Origin of the sequence: Psychrobacter sp. SHUES1 (assembly GCF_001652315.1) — a bacterium.
GTDB classification, from domain to species: Bacteria; Pseudomonadota; Gammaproteobacteria; order Pseudomonadales; family Moraxellaceae; genus Psychrobacter; species Psychrobacter faecalis.
Map to the genome: position 1 here is coordinate 1 of NZ_LXWA01000080.1, position 15,807 is coordinate 15,807.

General features: G+C 43.5%; 14 protein-coding genes and 1 pseudogene. 11 read left to right on the top strand and 4 right to left on the bottom strand.

Annotation, left to right across the window (positions count from 1 at the left end; all coding sequences use genetic code 11):
• Together A7325_RS10760 and ttcA are read right to left on the bottom strand one after the other, a co-directional pair.
• Nucleotides 1-188: pseudogene (locus A7325_RS10760) on the bottom strand (IS982 family transposase); the annotation flags it as partial.
• Between the two features lie 255 nt (nt 189-443).
• Nucleotides 444-1,502 carry a tRNA 2-thiocytidine(32) synthetase TtcA gene (gene ttcA / locus A7325_RS10765; RefSeq protein WP_369811316.1) on the bottom strand — a complete coding sequence of 353 codons (1,059 nt, stop codon included), beginning with the start codon at nt 1,500-1,502 and terminating at the stop codon, nt 444-446.
• Nucleotides 1,503-1,931: 429 nt separating this feature from the next.
• On the opposite strand from ttcA, the gene queC reads away from it, so the two are divergent.
• From queC to A7325_RS10805, 8 genes are all read left to right on the top strand, one after another.
• Nucleotides 1,932-2,753, top strand: a complete 822-nt coding sequence (gene queC, locus A7325_RS10770) for a 7-cyano-7-deazaguanine synthase QueC (RefSeq protein ID WP_068408055.1) — start codon at nt 1,932-1,934, stop codon at nt 2,751-2,753.
• Nucleotides 2,754-3,096: 343 nt separating this feature from the next.
• Nucleotides 3,097-3,426, top strand: a complete 330-nt coding sequence (locus A7325_RS10775; RefSeq protein WP_068408057.1) for a hypothetical protein — start codon at nt 3,097-3,099, stop codon at nt 3,424-3,426.
• Between the two features lie 171 nt (nt 3,427-3,597).
• The gene (locus A7325_RS10780; protein WP_068408059.1) at nt 3,598-4,095 is read left to right on the top strand and encodes a peroxiredoxin; all 498 of its coding nucleotides are present in this window, start codon (nt 3,598-3,600) and stop codon (nt 4,093-4,095) included.
• A gap of 75 nt (nt 4,096-4,170) precedes the next feature.
• Nucleotides 4,171-5,667 carry a dihydrolipoyl dehydrogenase gene (locus A7325_RS10785; RefSeq protein WP_068408061.1) on the top strand — a complete coding sequence of 499 codons (1,497 nt, stop codon included), beginning with the start codon at nt 4,171-4,173 and terminating at the stop codon, nt 5,665-5,667.
• Between the two features lie 224 nt (nt 5,668-5,891).
• Nucleotides 5,892-7,079 (top strand): mechanosensitive ion channel family protein, encoded by a 1,188-nt coding sequence (locus tag A7325_RS10790; protein ID WP_227514999.1) that lies wholly within the window; start codon nt 5,892-5,894, stop codon nt 7,077-7,079.
• 204 nt (nt 7,080-7,283) lie between these two features.
• Nucleotides 7,284-9,581 (top strand): bifunctional 23S rRNA (guanine(2069)-N(7))-methyltransferase RlmK/23S rRNA (guanine(2445)-N(2))-methyltransferase RlmL, encoded by a 2,298-nt coding sequence (gene rlmKL, locus A7325_RS10795; protein WP_068408065.1) that lies wholly within the window; start codon nt 7,284-7,286, stop codon nt 9,579-9,581.
• A gap of 240 nt (nt 9,582-9,821) precedes the next feature.
• Nucleotides 9,822-10,397 (top strand): TerD family protein, encoded by a 576-nt coding sequence (locus A7325_RS10800; protein WP_068408067.1) that lies wholly within the window; start codon nt 9,822-9,824, stop codon nt 10,395-10,397.
• 279 nt (nt 10,398-10,676) lie between these two features.
• Nucleotides 10,677-11,735 (top strand): DUF475 domain-containing protein, encoded by a 1,059-nt coding sequence (locus A7325_RS10805; RefSeq protein ID WP_068408069.1) that lies wholly within the window; start codon nt 10,677-10,679, stop codon nt 11,733-11,735.
• Nucleotides 11,736-11,880: 145 nt separating this feature from the next.
• On the opposite strand, the gene A7325_RS10810 is transcribed toward A7325_RS10805, so the two are convergent.
• Nucleotides 11,881-12,540 carry a 7-cyano-7-deazaguanine/7-aminomethyl-7-deazaguanine transporter gene (locus tag A7325_RS10810; protein WP_068408071.1) on the bottom strand — a complete coding sequence of 220 codons (660 nt, stop codon included), beginning with the start codon at nt 12,538-12,540 and terminating at the stop codon, nt 11,881-11,883.
• 327 nt (nt 12,541-12,867) lie between these two features.
• Between A7325_RS10810 and A7325_RS10815 the strand changes: the two genes are divergently transcribed.
• The 3 genes from A7325_RS10815 to A7325_RS10825 all read left to right on the top strand — a co-directional run bounded on the left by A7325_RS10815 (nt 12,868) and on the right by A7325_RS10825 (nt 15,151).
• Nucleotides 12,868-13,443, top strand: a complete 576-nt coding sequence (locus A7325_RS10815) for a TerD family protein (RefSeq protein ID WP_068408073.1) — start codon at nt 12,868-12,870, stop codon at nt 13,441-13,443.
• Between the two features lie 194 nt (nt 13,444-13,637).
• Nucleotides 13,638-14,390: a TIGR00266 family protein gene (locus tag A7325_RS10820; RefSeq protein ID WP_068408074.1), complete on the top strand. Its 753-nt coding sequence runs from the start codon at nt 13,638-13,640 to the stop codon at nt 14,388-14,390.
• 152 nt (nt 14,391-14,542) lie between these two features.
• The gene (locus tag A7325_RS10825; protein WP_068408075.1) at nt 14,543-15,151 is read left to right on the top strand and encodes a TerD family protein; all 609 of its coding nucleotides are present in this window, start codon (nt 14,543-14,545) and stop codon (nt 15,149-15,151) included.
• Nucleotides 15,152-15,286: 135 nt separating this feature from the next.
• Here the strand turns inward: A7325_RS10825 and A7325_RS10830 are convergent.
• The coding region (locus A7325_RS10830; protein WP_156508541.1) for an IS982 family transposase at nt 15,287-15,807 on the bottom strand (521 nt) is incomplete at its 5' end.

Sequence of the window (15,807 nt, forward strand, 5' to 3'; positions counted from 1 at the left end):
TAAAAAGACTTAAACTGTCGATACCGCAGTTGATGAAACAGTACCAAGATGGTCATCATCTCTGATACACTTATCTTGCATGCTCTTAGCCGTTGACGGCCCGTTGCGATTAAGTGAGCCTCAAACTCAGGTTTGAATTGCTGATAAAAGTCGTCAATATGGCAGTATAGCTCGGTTAGGTTGTCCATGTAAGAAGTCCTTTTTGCTTAAGTGGTCTTAGTAAACTTACTTTAGCAACTTTGGACTTCTTTTTTTATCTTTTTTTGAGCCCTTATCCCGAACTGGGGTTAAATACAAAAAAACCAGCCATTAGTGAATAATGCGCTGGTTTTTTTGGTGGTAATTTTATAAAAACATAGTGAGTAAAAAGTAATATCGATACATCACGCACTGCTGATATCGTCGCGTTTTTAGGATATTTTGACTATAGCTGTCTATATGATTTAAATCACCGGATTAATCGTGGGGATTTTTTGCGTGGTACGGCTAGTTTTTGCCATGCTATCGGTGCTTTCTGCCTGCTGATCATGGTCGTGGTCGTGGTTGTGATGACTGGCAAACTTCGGATTAAAAACTTGAGTTTTTGGCGCTACTGGTAAACCAATCTCAGCCAAACTGTCGGTCTGCCCTGCTTGGATACTATCGCCTTCAAATAAGCGCTCATTGTCATCGCGCTCTATGTTTAAAGTTTCAAAGTCAAACAACTCTCGATCGGCTAATTGTGACGGCGCGACGTTTTGCATGGCTTTAAAAATAGACGCCAAACGCTGCGGATGGGCGTTATCCCATTCGCGTAGCATGTCATTGATAATTGCTCGTTGCAGATTGGTTTGACTGCCGCATAGATTACACGGAATAATCGGAAATTCTTTTAAACGTGCGTATTCAATGATGTCTTTTTCTTCAACGTAAGCAAGCGGACGAATCAGTAAGTTTTGCTTATCATCGCTTAGCAGTTTTGGCGGCATGGATTTCAGCGCGCCGCCGTGGAATAAGTTTAAAAAGAACGTCGCGAGCATATCATCGCGGTGATGACCAAGGGCGATTTTGGTAGCACCGATTTGTTTGGCAAAACCATATAGCGAACCGCGACGCAGGCGGGAGCAGGCCGAGCAGTACGTTTTACCTTCTGGCACCACGCTTTTGACGATACTATAGGTATCTTTTTCTAAAATATAATGGGCAATACCTTGCTCATTCAAATAAGCGGGCAAAATATCTTCGGGATAACCGGGCTGCTTTTGATCAAGATTTACCGCAACGATATCAAAGCTAATCGGGGCAATGCGTTTGAGCAGCAATAAGATATCGAGCAACGTATAGCTGTCTTTACCGCCTGAAACGCAAACCATGACCACATCGCCGTCTTCAATCATATTAAAATCGCGAATCGCCCATGATACTTGGCGACGTAGCTTTTTTTGTAGCTTGCGAAATTCTGCCGTTTCAGTCGGTAAAATGTGCGTAGAAGATGCTTGCTCAGCGGTATTATCGTTACTCATGGCTTCGTCAGCACCGTCGTCATCTATGCTATCAGTATCTTCAGCATCACTATCCCAGCCAGTATTGGTAGAATCGGCATCTGCAGAAATCGTATCGCTAGTTGCTGCATCAAACTGGGAAGGGATTTTAGGCGTAAACAAGGTCGCTACGGTCATAAGGTACTCAATATCTTTACAAAGTTGACGTTACGGTAAAAATAAGCAGCCGTAACTTTAACAGGCTGGCTTTAAAAGCAGCGATTATAACAAATTTTGCTAACAGATTGAAAAGTCGCACAAAATTAGTGGCTTTTTGTGCGACTTTTTATCGCAACTTATGCGCAATTAAACATATCTTCAAAGTTATGTAATAATGCCACCTTAGTTAAAATAGCCATTTCTCAGAAACTCAAATTTTTCAAATTTCTTAAACCAACAATAGACAATACTATGACTCAAATAACTGCGCAGACCTCCTTTCCCAGTCTCAAAGACAATGCTGATTTAGCAACACTACATAAAAGCCAAAATGCCGTGGTGCTGCTATCAGGCGGGCTTGATTCCGTGACGTGTTTGTATTGGGCAAAGGCGCGCTATGCGTCTGTAACGGCGGTCAGTTTTAACTATGGTCAACGCCACAATAGCGAGCTTGTCGCTGCCAAGGCCATTGCAAAGACTGCCAATGTTAACCATCGCATTATTGATATCGATATCGCCCAGCTTGGTGGCTCATCACTCACCGACCACAGCATGGCTGTCCCTGATGGCGATACTGATAAATTTCCGAGTAACAATCGCGATGGCAGTGATGTCAATAATATAGATAACGTTGATAACGTTGATAATAATGCCATTCCAAACACCTATGTGCCGGCGCGTAATACCATATTTTTATCTTATGCCTTGGCAGTCGCTGAAGTCACTGATGCTAATCATATCGTCATCGGTGTCAGTTCGGTCGACTATTCAGGCTACCCTGATTGTCGTCCAGAATATATCGCCGCCTTCGAACACATGGCAAACCTCGCCACCAAAGCCAGCGTTACTGGTCATCATTTATCCATTCAAACGCCGTTGCAGCATTTATCCAAAGCCAAAACCATTGAGCTTGGTTTAGCGCTCGGGGTCGATTATGGGCAGACGATTTCTTGTTATCAGGCAGATGCCAATGGTCTTGCTTGCGGTATTTGCGACAGCTGCGTCCTACGTCGCCAAGGATTTGCCCAAGCTGGGGTTTCTGATCCGACGCGTTACCAGTCTAATGAGTCTTAATAAACCTTTGGAAATATTCTGTTAACTACTTGAAAATGCCACTATTATTATCTTAGCATAATGGCTTATTAAACATTTGCGCAACATTTGCTTGCATTAACACAGCACGCTAGCGTTGTATTTTAGACGATTTACTTGCTATGGTATGAGCGACTATGTCAGTCACAAGCAGCACGTACTGCTGGTTTACGACAGCATAATGAGTAACATAGATAAAAAAGGCTTTTATAGTTACCTATACTTTTATCATCACTTATATAAGCCATAAAACCTGTGACCACATAACAATACCAAGATTTTTATATAAAATCTGAGAAATTGACACGACCCGTAGAGGATGTTTATGAAGTTTTTGCCTGTATTACCCCTAGCTCTTGCTGCGCTGTTTGCCTTACCACAAGCAAACGCGGCCGATATCAAACAAGACAATATCAATACCTGTGTCAATGGCGCGGTCAAATATAAAGTCGCTAATAAAAGCGATGCCACCAAGCTTTGCAACTGCACCATCGGTGTCCGCAGCAATATGACCATCGGTCAAATGTGGGAAATCGAGAGCTATGCAAAAAGCAAAAAAGACCCGTCAGGTCTCCCTTACGTGAAAAAAATGCAAAAAGACCTGCAACAATGCACCGTGGGCTTGGACCTAAAACAGCCACAAAAACCTGCCTAAGCGGCTTAAGAAAATACTTGCTACAAAATACAAAAGACTGGCCATTGCCAGTCTTTTTTGTTGCGAATGAATAAGTGATGTGTAAAACGGAGTATTTATTTCTGCCAATCTGCCTATAATAAGACCACCTACTATAATATATGCATAACCGAAACTAATAAGGATTTTATAATGGCTAAGCCCACTACAGAGAACCTTGCCCTGCCCGATTTTCCGGTCACTATCGTGCGCGAGCTAGACGGCAATTTTATTCATGACGATATCAGCCTAAAAGAGCTGGTTGCCCATACCGATAAGGGACTTATCTTATATTTTTATCCAAAAGACAACACTCCCGGCTGTACCACGCAAGCGACAGAATTTACTACTCATATCAATGCGTTTGATGAATTGGGCTACGATATCATCGGTGTGTCGCGCGATAGCGTTGAGTCTCACGAAAAATTCATCGCTAAATACAATCTGCACATTCCCCTGATTAGCGACAGTGATGAGAAATTATGCCAATATTTTGATGTGATTAAAGAAAAAAATATGTATGGCAAAGTCAGCTTAGGCGTTGTACGCTCAGCCTTTGTCTTTAACAAAGATGGCATACTTACTCATGCACAGCGCAATTTACGCGCAGCCGGCTATACCGAACGCTTACTTACCACGCTTGCGCCCTAATAGTTTTTATGATTATTTGGCAGTTTTATTTATCTCTATCGACTACGATAAAAATTTTTTTAATTTGTGAGTAATATGAACCAACAGACTGACAGCACCGCCGATAATAACACTGATAAAGAAGCGACGCGCAAGGTATCGGTGGCGGTTATCGGCGCTGGTACCGCCGGTCAAAATGCCTTTCGCCAAGCCAGAAAACTAAAAGATGATGTGCTAATCATTAATGACGGCTATTGGGCAACGACTTGTATCGCCGTCGGTTGTATGCCGAGTAAACTTCTCATCGCTGCTGCCGACCGTGCCCATGATACCAACCATTCTTGCGAGTTTGGTATTCATGCTACCGCTCAAATAGATGGCAAACAAGTGATGGAGCGGGTACGCGCTGAACGCAATCATTTTGCCAATTACGTGCAAAAGCAAGTGGAAAGCTGGCCTGATGAGACAAAAATAGCGGGGCGCGCTTATATCAATAAACAAGGTCTCATTGAAGTCAATGACGAACTTATCGAAGCTGATAAAATTATCGTGGCGACTGGTAGTAAACCGTTTATCCCCGATAACTGGGCGGATAAACTCGGCAAAACCTTATTGACTTCTGACACTGTCTTTGAGCTGGCTGATTTACCAAAGTCACTAGCCGTCGTCGGCGCAGGTGCTATCGGCTTGGAGCTTGCACAAGCCTTTACGCGTTTGGGCGTCGAGGTCACGCTTTTTAATCGTGACAAACGCGTCGCTGGTTTAAAAGATGATGATATCAGTAATAAAGCCATTGATTGCTTAAGTCGTGAGCTGACCATGCATTTGGGCAGCAAGATTAACGATGTCGGTCAGCAAGCAGCAGATAACGAAGGCTCAGCGGCTTTTATCGATTACGAAGACAGCGCTGGTGAGACGCGGCAGTGGCAGGGTGAGTATGTATTGGTCGCTACGGGTCGACGCAATAATATCGCGGCCCTAGGCGTTGAAAACGTAGGTGTTGAGCTTGATGACAAAAATCGTCCAAAGCAGCTCGATAAAAAAACGGGTAAAATTGGCAATTTAGAAGTTTATATCGTCGGTGACGCCAATGCCAACCTGCCTTTATTACACGTTGCCAGTGATGAAGGTTTTAGTGCGGGTAGTATGGTCTGTAACAACAATAGCGATGCATATATCCGCCCAACTGCCGCGCCGTTTTCTATCGTCTTTTGCTCACCACAAATCGTTAACGTCGGCATGTCGCTACCTGAAATACAAGCCGATCCAGAGCTTGAATATGTGATTGGAAAAGCCAGCTTTGACAATCAAGGTCGTAGCCGTGTGATGGGTGTCAATTGCGGCCTACTGCACATTTATGGGTGCAAAAAGACAGATAGAATTTTGGGCGCAAGTATGGTTGCCCCTGATGCTGAATATATCGGTCATATATTGGCGATGGCGATTACCAATGATATGAGTATAAAGGACATGCTCGACACGCCTTTTTATCATCCGACGATACTAGAAGGTCTACGTACGGCGTTACGCAACGTGCAGCGTATGATGAAAATCCCTTATCAGTATCACGATACTCAAGAAGGGACTTTTTAATCGACTGATAAAACCATTTTTATTAAAATTAACGTTAATATGGTCTAAGCTATTACGCGCAGCTAGGCTCAGATTGAGAATGAGCTGCGCGGTTTACGCTGATTGTTCCTTAGAAATCTAGCGTTAAAACTTTATTATTAGATGATTTTATAGCTGAATTATCTTAGTATAAGCTCTTTTTACGATTCATTTGATGTAGACCCAAACTTTGCATGGATAAAACAATGGCAATCGCTGGTATTACTGACTTCTTTCGAGAGATTGTTCGCGACCTACATACCAGCCTATATATTGCTATCGGCGGCTCCATCGAAGAAGACTCACTCGACTGGACTTCTAAATCAGTAGAACTGGTGAGCACAGCCATCAAAATCCTAATACTGCTGGCGGTATTGGGGTTTTTTTATTGGCTTGCCATCTATCTTATCAAAAAAAGCAAAAGCCGCATTGGTCTCAATGAACGCCGCTCCAAAATCGCCCGCTCGGTATTACGCTATATTTGGATAGTCAGCAGCTTGATTGCCATTATGAGTCAGCTAAGCTTTGAACCAGATACGGTCAAAGCCACGGCCAAAGCCAGTACGTGGGCGGGAATTTACTATGTGTTATGGGCGTCATCTGGACAAATTATACATAAGGTTTTACAGCACTATGGTCTAAACGCCTCTATTGAGCAGCTGCTCAAAAATATTTTATCAGTGCTATTACTAGTCTTCGGACTTGCCAGCGTTATGGCACAATTTGGCTTTGATATCGTATCTTTGGTAGCAGGTCTAGGGATTGCCGGTATTGCCGTGGGTTTTGCCGCCCAATCGACGCTTGCTAACTTTATCGCCGGCATTACCATTTTACTTGAGCAGTCCTTTCAAGTCGGTGACTGGGTCAATATCAATGATAATGAAGGGCGGGTTGTGGTCATCGCGTTACGCACGACCCATATTTTGACCCGCGATAATATCACCGTCATCATCCCCAACTCCAATGTCGCCTCATCAGTGGTCACCAATTTGACCTCAAAAAACTTTATTCGTTTCGATATTCGTATGCGCATCGCTTTTGAAGACGATGTGGATAAAGCGCGCGAGGTCATTTTACAAGTGCTGTCTGATAGTGAAGTAGTGCTAAAACGCCCTGAAACCTCAGCGACGGTAGACGAGATTGGCGAATATGGGGTGTTTTTTGTTATCCGTTTTTGGGTTAAGCCCGCCGCCGTAGCGCGTATGCCAAAGATTAAAGAGGCCTTGACGGAAAATATCAAACGCGCCTTTGATGAGGCAAATATCTCAACCCCCTACCCGCATATGCGCCTGCTAATGCCAAAAAACGTTGATTCTCCTATCGACACCAAGCCCTTTGCAACCACGACCAAACTGATTACTGAAGACAACTCATTAAAACAAGATGCTGAATAACGGCTCGATAATTTCAAAACCCAGTAAGTCATCATTTTTTCAATGTAGCTTTTAAACACTTCACCATAAACACTGCCACTTTAAACTATCCACTTCGTAATTATGGTAAAATTGCCAGTTAAACCTCATAATTTTAAGCCTCAAGATTTTAAACATCAGGGTTTTGAGGTGCATTATTTATCAATTTAGCCCACAGGTAACCGTATGACCGAAACCACCACGCCCAACTCCTTATCAACCGCTGCAGCCGAGTTGTCGCTTGACCTTATTATTACTTGTGCCGATGGGCTTGAAGCACCGCTACAAATTGAGCTAAGCAGCTTTGGCATTGCAAGCGAAATCAAAAGTACGGGACGCTTAGCGGTCACCGGTAGCTTGCGCGACCTATATACCATCTGTTTATGGTCGCGGGTGGCCTCGCGGGTATTGATGCTGATTAAACGTAAAAATATCAATACTGAATACGATGTGGCAGAACAGCTGTATGGCTTGGCAAAATCGGTCAATTGGACCGAGCAATTTAGCTTAGAGCAGACGTTTGCCATTCGTCTGTCTGTCGATAAGCGCGTTGCCGTCAGTCAGCAATTTGCCATGCTGCGTATCAAAGATGCGATTGCCGATACCTTTAACGAAATCTATGACAGCCGTCCGAATGTCGATAGTAAAAACCCAGATTTTTCAGTATTTGCGACGGTCAATGACAAGCAGGCTGAGCTGTATTTAGATTTATCAGGTACCAGTTTGCACCGCCGTGGCTACCGCGTTGCCATGACTGAAGCGCCGCTAAAAGAAAACTTGGCAGCGGCGCTACTTTATAGCGCGGGTTGGCATAAGAAAAATGATGCCGGTAATGCCCCTTTTTATAATGCCCTAATCGACCCGATGTGCGGCTCTGGTACTTTCATCATTGAAGCGCTACTCATGCACTGCGATTATGCTGTCGGTATCGATAAAGCGGCCAATCAATTTGGCTTTTATCAATGGCAACATCATGATGAAGCGCTATGGCAACAGATGATTGACGATGCGCAGACGCGTTTTCGTGAAGCTTTAGAGATTATCAACGAACAACCTGATACATTGCCGCTCGTTTTGGGCTTCGATGCCGATAGTGGCGCGATTTTGGCGACAGAAAAGAACTTGATTGCCGCAGGCTTGCAGGATTTATTACCGCTACTTGACCTTGAAACGCGCGCCCTTAATCAGCTCAGCCACGTTTTAAAGCCATTAGCCGATAATGGCCGCTTAAGCAATCCTTTGGTCATTACCAACCCACCTTACGGTGAGCGCTTGGGCGATGAAGATATGATTAAGCCATTATATCAAGCGCTTGGGCTTATTTTGCAAGACAGCTTTGCGGGTAGTGGCGTCAATCCGATGCTTGGTATCTTGGCAGCCAATGTCGAACAGGTTGATATCTTGCCCATTAAAGAGCCAAAAACTTTGCGCTGCCATAATGGGGCAATCACGGTTTATTTCCGCTACGGTACCTTGATTGCTGGGCAAACAGGCAGCCTCATTAGGCGCTTTGAGAAGCGCGAGATTGCCGTGGAAGAAGGCCAAGACTTTATTAACCGCTTGCAAAAAAATCTGGGCAAACTTAAAAGGCTGGCTAGTAAAGACAATGTCAGCAATATTCGCGTATACGACGCTGACTTGCCTGACTTTAAAGTGGCGATTGATTTGTATGGCGATTACGTACACGTGCAAGAATATGCGCCGCCAAAGACCATTCCGGTAGAGACCGCAAAAAAACGTTTTAATTTGGCCTTGATGGGCATTCGCGAAGTGCTCAATATTAACCGCGAACAAGTTTTTATCAAAACTCGGGCACGCCAATCGGGCAATGACCAATATAGCAAGCAAGGCAATAGCGAAAAACGCGGTAAATTTTATGTTGCGCGCGAAAATGGCGCCTATTTGTATGTCAATTTTACCGATTACCTCGATACGGGCTTGTTTATTGACCATCGCAATATGCGCGCCCGTATCAAAGACAATAGCCGCGGCAAATCGGTGCTGAACTTATTTGCTTATACTTGCACGGCGAGCGTCCACGCGGCATTGGCTGGCGCGAAAAAAGTCACCAGCGTTGACTTATCGCAAAACTATCTTGATTGGGGCAAGCAAAACTTTGCTTTAAATGGTTTAAATGTCAGCAGCAATAAATATCAATTCGTCGCCGCTGATATTTTTGAATGGATTAAAGGTAATACGGAACAATTTGATATTATCTTTATCGATCCGCCAACTTTTTCAAACTCGAAAAAGTTCCAAGGTACCTTTGATGTCCAGCGTGACCATGCTGCTCTTATTAATCGTGCGATGAACCGCTTAACCTCTGATGGCGTGTTATATTTTTCCAACAACTTCACGCGCTTTGAGCTTGATGAGCAATTAACCGAACGCTATGACATTATCGATATCACGCCACAAACGATAGGTTTTGATTTTAATATCAAAAAGCCGATTCATCAAAGTTTTGAGATTCGCCATCGCTAGAGCTGCTTGGTTAAATATAAAAGCAGCATTTAAACCTTGTCTTTTCCAGTCCGTCTTAGCGTACACATAACTATGACCCAATCAGCTTTGATTGGGTCATTTTTTGTTGCTATGATAGAACGTTACTAGCAACCGTTAAGCGACAGATTTATAACCGCTTTAATCCCACTTTTGCTAGCGTTTTGATTGATATAACCAAACTATCAAACCCTTAATCACTCTAATAACAAGGATAATCTCATGGCTTTATCATTAAATAAAGGCGGTAATTTATCGCTCACCAAAACTGACCCAAATTTAACCAAGCTACTTATCGGTCTTGGTTGGGATGAGCGCGCAACCTCTGGCGCTGAGTTCGACCTTGATGCCAGCGTGTTTTTGCTAAATACCGCTGGTAAAGTACGCGGCGATCATGACTTTATTTTTTACAACCAGCTAAAATCTGACAATGGTGCAATCGAACATACCGGCGATAACCGCACGGGCGAAGGCGACGGCGATGATGAAGTCGTCAAAGTAAACCTGACCCAAGTACCTGCTGATGTCGATAAAATCGTCGTTACGGTCACAATTCATGATGCTGCTGCTCGTAGCCAAAACTTTGGTCAAGTCGCCAACGCCTTTATCCGTGTGGTCAACGAAGAAACAGGCACGGAAGTAGTACGTTTTGACTTAGCAGAAGATTACTCTGTTGAAACGGCAATGGTGTTTGGCGAAGTTTATCGTCATAACGGTGAGTGGAAATTCCGCGCCGTTGGTCAAGGCTATTCAGGCGGCTTACAAGCCATGTGTCATCAGTATGGCGTCAATATCTAACTCGATATTAACCTCTGCCAACAACTTAGCCCATACTAAAAACAATGCCTAGACATAAACACCGCCGAAACTTAGAGCAATATGGCAGCGCTATCGCTTGCCATTCTGCCAGTAAAATATGGTTGCAAAATAGTCACAATTATTCCTAGCTAAAAGACTGGAAATGCTTTAAGTTTCGTTTAAAATTAGGCAAAAAAGTGGTTAGCGATAACCACTTTTTTTGTGGTTTGTGTTTATAATAGACCGACTTTAGCTTTATGCAACCAGACAGGATATGTCATGAGACATTTTTATTTAGACTTTATCTTCACCATTATTGCCCTAGCAGTCGCGGCATGGTGGGGATATTCACACGGCGGTATAGGCGGTATGATAACCACCTTATCTATTACCGCTATTTTGGCCGTCATGGAGATTTCATTATCCTTTGATAATGCGGTGGTCAACGCCTCAGTCCTCAAAGGCTGGGACGAGTTTTGGAAAAAGATATTTTTAACCGTTGGTATTTTAGTTGCTGTCTTTGGGATGCGCTTGGTATTCCCAATCGTTATCGTAGCAGTGACGGCTGACCTTGGCGTTATGCAAGTGGTCGATTTGGCCTTAAACGATCCTAAAGAATACTCAGCCAGATTATTGGCGCACCATGCTGAAATCTCAGCCTTTGGTGGTATCTTCTTATTACTCGTGTTCTTAAACTTTATCTTTGATGATAAAGAAGTACATTGGTTTGATTGGCTTGAGAGCCGCTTGGTCAAACTGGGCAAAGTCGATGCCATGAGTGTGTTTGTCGCGCTTATCGTGTTGATGATTGCGGTATCATTTGCCAACCCTGAGCAGTCAGCCGCGGTATTGATTGCAGGCGTTTGGGGTATCTTAATATACCTTGGCGTCCAAGTGGTTTCAGGTATGCTAGAAGGCGACCTTGAAGAAGACTTAGAAAACGCTGAAGCTGGCTCAGGCGCAGCAACGAGTGCGATTATGAAAGGTGGTATTATCGGCTTCTTATACCTAGAAGTCCTTGATGCCTCATTCAGCTTCGATGGCGTGATTGGCGCCTTTGCGATTACCAATGACGTTATCGTGATTATGCTGGGTCTAGCAATCGGTGCGATGTTCGTACGTTCGATGACTATTTTCTTAGTCGATAAAGGCACGCTTGATGAGTTTGTCTATCTCGAACATGGCGCGCATTATGCCATCGGCGCGCTAGCCATCATTATGCTATTGTCGGTGAAATTCCATGTACCAGAGATTATCACTGGTCTGATTGGTATTGCCTTTATTGGTTGGGCGTTTGTCGCGTCACTCAATTATCGTAAACACCAAGCGCTTGAATAACGCAATAATTGTCGACGTAATACTTAGACTTATTCAGATTATTAAATCACAGGTCATCACCATTATTGGTTATGACCTGTTTTTTATAGTAATTGTGAAGAATAGAGTTGTGAGCAGGGATTAGCTTAGGCTATTAATTTTTGCGCTACTTATCAGCGAGCATCTTTTGCAATTTTGCCAATATCACACCATATAAAGGTAAAAAGATAAGCACGCCCATCACTATCTTAAACAGATAGTCCATCGCGCCAATCTCAACCCAGTGCGTCGCCATAAAAGCATCTGGGCTTTTATAAAAAGCGATGGCAAAAAAGCAGAAGCTATCGACCAGATTGCCAATAAACGTCGATGCCAGGGGTGCAATCCACCACGTTTTAAGCTGGCGTAACTTATTAAAGACTTTGATATCTAACAGCTGTCCAATGACGTAAGCACTAAAGCTGGCGAGGACAATGCGAAAGACAAATAAATTAAAATCGAGCAGATGCTCATGACCGACGAACTGTCCATCAGCAAATACCACCGAAAAATAGTAAGAAATGGCGAGCGCTGGCAGCATGGCAAAGAAAATAATGCGTCTAGCGAGATGTTGACCAAAGATGCGTACGGTCAAATCTGTAATCAAAAAGATAAAAGGAAAAGTAACGGCCCCCCATGTCGTAATAAAGCCAAATAGCCCGACCGGTATTTGCACTAAATAATTACTAATGGCGATGATAAAGATATGCAGGCTGACAAGCCAAAATAAAGCACGGCTGTAACGAATGGATGAAGCGGGATTGGTCGAAATGGTACAGGTATTCATAAAGGAGGCCTTTTTTTGAGTCAGGGTGGAGGGAACCTGAGCGCGCTATTATAAATGATAATAAGATAAATAGCTAAAATAGGTCAGACATGCTCGTAACATCCTCTTATATAAGCAAAAATATAACTGTCAGATAGGCACACAAAATACGCCTTGCTTAGTAAGCAAACGCTTAGTATAGTAAAACGTAATGATAGGCAGGTTATGGCGTACAGGTCGATTTATTGACCTTTTTACGCTGAAATACTTACATCCAAATAGCATGACTGCCCTATTTTTATTTTATAAAATCAAATCCACTTAATTATTAATCCAAAGGATATTTATATGGCTATTAGCTTAACAAAAGGCGGCAACGTAAACTTATCAAAAGAAGCCCCAGGCTTAACCAACATTACCGTTGGTCTTGGCTGGGATCCACGCGCTACTGACGGTCAAGAATTTGACTTAGACGCCATTGCCTTTTTGGTAAACGAAGCAGGCAAAGTGCGTAATGACCAAGATTTTATTTTCTTTAACAATCTAAAGTCGGACAACGGCGCGGTTGAGCACACAGGTGACAACCGTACGGGCGAAGGCGACGGTGATGATGAGAAAATCAAAATCAACCTTGCCAGCATCCCAGCTGACGTCAGCAAAGTCGCTATCTGCGCCATCATTTATGAAGGTCAAGCGCGTAACCAAAACTTTGGTCAAGTCGGCGACGCTTATATCCGTGTGGTCAATGATAATGGTCAAGCCGAAATCGCCCGTTATGACCTATCAGAAGATGGTAGCACTGAGACGGCGATGATTTTTGGTGAGTTATATCGTCATAACGGCGACTGGAAATTCCGCGCTGTTGGTCAAGGCTTTAGTGGTGGTCTAGGCCCATTAGCCTCTTCTTATGGCGTTAACGTTTAACGCTCTATAAGATGTTTGTAAGACGACTACCGAAACCACTATCGCAATCGACTATTTGATTGCGATAGTTAATAAGCCATCAAGTGTGCCTATTCATAGCATTTGATGGCTTTAAATGTAATTGACCCAGTTAAATTGAAACGCTCATTTTTATAAAAAAACATTTAAGACATTAGAATAAGGATTTGCAGCTTATGGCAGCGACGTTTAGCTTAATCGGCACCATTGAACCTTTTTTGCATTGTAACTTAAAAAAAGGCGATTCGATTTATTGTGAAGCCAATGCCATGGTGATGATGGAGTCGAACCTTGAGCTTAAAGGTAAGCTACAAGGCGGTCTTATGCAATCACTGATGCGCCGCTTTGCCAACGATGAATCCTTATTCCAACAGCAGATTGAAGCCGTCAATGGTGAAGGTGATTGTCTGCTAGCACCGACGCTTGATGGCGATATGCAAATCATCGATTGCGGCGCGCAGCAATATACCTTGAGCGATGGCGCGTTCGTTGCCGCACAAACTGGCGTCGATATCAGAGCCAATATCCAGCGTAACCTCGGCGGCGCGGTCTTTGGTGATACCGGCGGCTTTATGGTGATGCAAACCCAAGGTCAAGGCCAAGTTGTCGTTTCTGGTTTTGGTTCGCTATTTGAGATTGATGTGACGCCTGATAAAGACGTCATCATTGATAATGGCCACGTGGTCTGCTGGGATTCAAACCTTGATTATAAGCTTTCGGTATCGACCAGCAAGAAAAAAGGCATCATGAGCAATATTATCAATTCGGTCACCAGTGGTGAAGGCATGGTTTTAAACTTCTCAGGAACAGGCAAAGTCATCATCTGCTCGCGCAATCGTGACAGCTATCAAGGCTGGTTACAAAGCATCTTAGGTACCAGCTCAGGCGGTCGCGGTGGCAGCGGTGGTTTTTTAGATAATATTTTGTAATTGAAGTTGCATTTTATCATTAAAGTTATATTCCAGATTGATAGCTATAAAACAGCGCAGGAATGAAGCACTAAAACAGCGCAGAAATGAAGCATTAAAAATAAGCACTAAAAATTCATTAATCCCCTCACAATTATTATAAGGATTTTACCATGGCAGTTAGTCTACAAAAGGGTCAAAAAATTTCCCTCAGCAAAGAAGCTGGCGGCGAGCTTACGCAAGTAAAATTGGGTTTAGGCTGGGATGTTTTCCAAGGCCAGCAAGAGAAAAAAGGCGGCTTCTTAGGCAAGTTATTCGGCGGCGGTACGGGCGGCGACTCGATCGATTTAGATGCTTCATGCATTATGTTTGATGCCAATAAACAAGCGGTCGATGCGATTTGGTTCAGTCAGCTAAAATCAAAAGATGGCAGCATCGTCCATACGGGCGACAACCGCACAGGTGACGGCGATGGCGACGACGAAGTTATCAATGTTGATTTATCAAAAGTGCCAGCAAACGTAGTATCGTTAGTATTTACCGTTAATAGCTTTACTGGTCAGACGTTTGAAACCGTAGAAAATGCTTTTTGCCGCATCGTTAATGCCAATAACAATCAGGAAGTCGCCCGCTACAATTTATCAGCGCAAGGTGGCCATACAGCGATGATTATGGCAAAAGTCTATCGTCATAATAACGAGTGGAAAATGCATGCCATTGGCGAAACTGCTTCTGGTCGTACTTTTCATGATTTGATGCCTGCTATCACGCCGCATGCTTAATTCATTGCAGCTCCACTTGTAAGACTGTTAGTAATCTATAAGCAATCAGCCCGTCTATTTACAGTAGACGGGCTGACTTTTTTTATTAAATAACCCCAGTTCGGGATAAGCCACATTGTAACTCATTGATACTATTTACAATGTGGCTACCTGTCCCTGCTGAGGCATGTTTTTGATGGTGGGTTTATACGGAAACCAGCAATAAGCAATCAAACCTGACAGCAAGTTTGTGATAAAACCCGTGACACTACGATGGCGTGAGTGTTCGATTTGGCACAAGCTTTTAAGCTCTCCAAACACCGTTTCAATCAAAGAGCGATGATTGAGTAGTGCCTCATCTATAGGCTCAAGCAATTGGAGTTTCATATTACGCCGAAGTTTGGTGATCAACATGGTATCACTGTGTTTTGTGAGCCACTCGTTTAGTGCTTTACTGATATAGCCTCTATCCCCAAACACCTTGCCAAACACAGACGTTGCCATATCCTTAACAGGCACTCTGTCATCGATATTACCCGCAGTGACTTTAACAGATACAAGCTCGCCCTTATGATTGATAATGGCGTGCAGCTTAAAGCCATAGAACCAGCCCATGCTGCTTTTGCCTCGGGTTGCCATTCTTTCAAAGACTTTATGACGGTAGATACGCTTGTTAC